The following is a 2,182-nucleotide window of genomic DNA, read 5'->3' on the forward strand; positions in this document are numbered from 1 at the left end:
CTATGCCACGCAAGAGTGAATCAGAGATGTTTCCTATCATAGAGGAATGGGAGTCTAGCCCTGAGAGTATGGGGCAATTTTGTGAACGTCACCAAATACCCAAATCCACCTTTAGCTACTGGCGAACAAGGTATTCAAAGAACAATCAAAAATCACGATCGAATCGTGCGGAGTTTTTGGAGGTGAGAATGGATCATGTTTCAGTCGATTTGGAAATAATCTATCCTAATGGAGTGAAACTACGACTTCCACAAAACAGTCCAATGAGCCAATTACGTACTTTGATCCAATTGGTATAATGTTCAATCTCGGATCTTCACACCGCTATTTCTTTTATAGCCAGCCTACAGACATGCGCAAATCCTTTGATAGCCTCTCAGGTCTGGTGCGTACAGCTATGGATGCTGACCCTTTCAGTGGTAGTGTCTACATCTTCATCAACAAGCAGCGCAACCGTATCAAACTACTCCACTGGGAAGCCGGAGGATTTACCCTTTATTACAAACGTCTGGAGAAAGGTCAGTTTGAAGTACCCGATGTATCATCTGGAAATACTTGTTCGATCCGCTGGAGTGATCTGATACTTATCCTGGAAGGAATCAGGTTAAAAAATGTCCAAAGATCTGTACGGTTTTCTTTTATAAAATGAGGATAACTAAGAGCTATTTGCTAACTTTAATTTGTGAGTGAGCAAGTTAAAGACACGGTTGAAATCTCAAGAAAAGAATACGAGGAATTACTCTTTCTAAAGGAAGAACTAGCTCAACTCAAGCGTATGATCTTTGGCAAAAAGAACGAGCGGTTCATTGCTGCGGATGCTGCACAATCAACATTGTTTGATGAATCTACTCTCGAAGCACCTACTACAGAGCAGCAAACCATCACCTACACCAAGGACAAGAAAAAAGATAAAAAACAGCCTGTCCGACTTGCACTTCCAGCACATCTGCCGCGTGAAGAAGAAGTGTTGGAGCCTGAAGGCAAGCAAGAAGACGCCGTGAAGATCGGTGAGTCCGTCACAGAGATATTGGAATATACTCCGGGTAGAATTTATGTAAAACGATACGTTCGCCCAAAATATGTACAGCATCAGGATAACACCAAAAAGGTTATTGTAGCAGATCTGCCGTCTTTACCTATCCCATCAGGCAATGCAGGCCCAGCGCTACTGGCATACCTGATGATCTGCAAGTATGTGGATCACCTTCCATTTTACCGACAAGTCCAGATATTCAAACGAGAGGGAGTAAAACTCTGCGAATCAACCATTAGTGGGTGGTTTAAAGCCGTCTGCAAACTACTGGAGCCACTTTATGATGAGATTAAAAAGCAGGTTTTAGCCAGTGGATACATCAATGCTGATGAAACCACCATCCCAGTACAGTCATCCAATAAACCGGGAGCCACACATACAGGATATCAATGGTATTATTATTCACCACAAACCAAGTTGGTAGTTGTCGACTATCAACCAAGCCGTAGTGGGCAAGGTCCTCATAAATTTTTGAAGGGGTACAGAGGAGTATTACAAACTGATGGATATGCTGGTTATGAGCAGTTTGCCTCCATCTCAGGAATTACACTGTTGGCTTGTATGGCTCATGCCAGACGATACTTTGATAAAGCTATGAACAATGATCAGGAAAGAGCTACACATGCACTTACCCAGATACAAAAGCTTTATGCCATTGAAAGAAAAGCCAGAGAAGATGGCCTAACGGCTAAAAAAGTCGCCAAACTCAGACAAACTGAAGCCCAACCAATACTAGAAAACCTACACGAGTGGATGCAGCAACAATATGGGCAAGTCGCTCCCAAAAGCAGTATTGGGAAAGCGTTGGCTTATTCTATGAAACTATGGCCAAGACTGAGCCGATACACAGAAAATGGGGATTGGTTCATTGATAACAATTTGGTGGAAAACAGCATAAGACCCGTCGCATTGGGAAGAAAGAATTACCTCTTTGCTGGTTCACACGAGGCAGCTCAATGGGCAGCAATGATGTACAGCTTCCTTGGCTCCTGTAAACTTAATGGTGTAGAGCCTCTGCAGTGGCTCCAAGAAACTTTGACGGTAATACAAGAAACTAAAATCAGCCAGTTAAAAACATTACTGCCAAACTACGATAAGAAATCCTAATTTCCCTGCATCAAAAATTGACGATCAACCCCGAAGGAATAC

General features: G+C 42.8%; 3 protein-coding genes. All 3 read left to right on the forward strand.

Features of this window, described 5'->3' with window-relative positions; translation table 11 throughout:
- The coding region (gene tnpA, locus RLN88_RS12430) for an IS66 family insertion sequence element accessory protein TnpA (protein ID WP_350221733.1) at positions 1–299 on the forward strand (299 nt) is incomplete at its 5' end.
- Positions 299–649: an IS66 family insertion sequence element accessory protein TnpB gene (gene tnpB / locus RLN88_RS12435; RefSeq protein WP_350221734.1), complete on the forward strand. Its 351-nt coding sequence runs from the start codon at positions 299–301 to the stop codon at positions 647–649. The genes tnpA and tnpB, both read left to right, overlap by 1 nt.
- A 33-nt stretch (positions 650–682) precedes the next feature.
- Positions 683–2,140: an IS66 family transposase gene (gene tnpC / locus RLN88_RS12440; RefSeq protein ID WP_350221735.1), complete on the forward strand. Its 1,458-nt coding sequence runs from the start codon at positions 683–685 to the stop codon at positions 2,138–2,140.
- Positions 2,141–2,182 lie beyond the last annotated feature (42 nt).

The sequence above is a fragment of the Ekhidna sp. genome (genome assembly GCF_040223195.1).
Classification (GTDB): Bacteria; Bacteroidota; Bacteroidia; order Cytophagales; family Cyclobacteriaceae; genus Ekhidna.

Excerpts from the sequence above, each read along its gene's own strand:
- tnpB (WP_350221734.1), top strand. The coding sequence starts at position 299 with ATGTTCAATCTCGGATCTTCACACCGCTATTTCTTTTATAGCCAGCCT.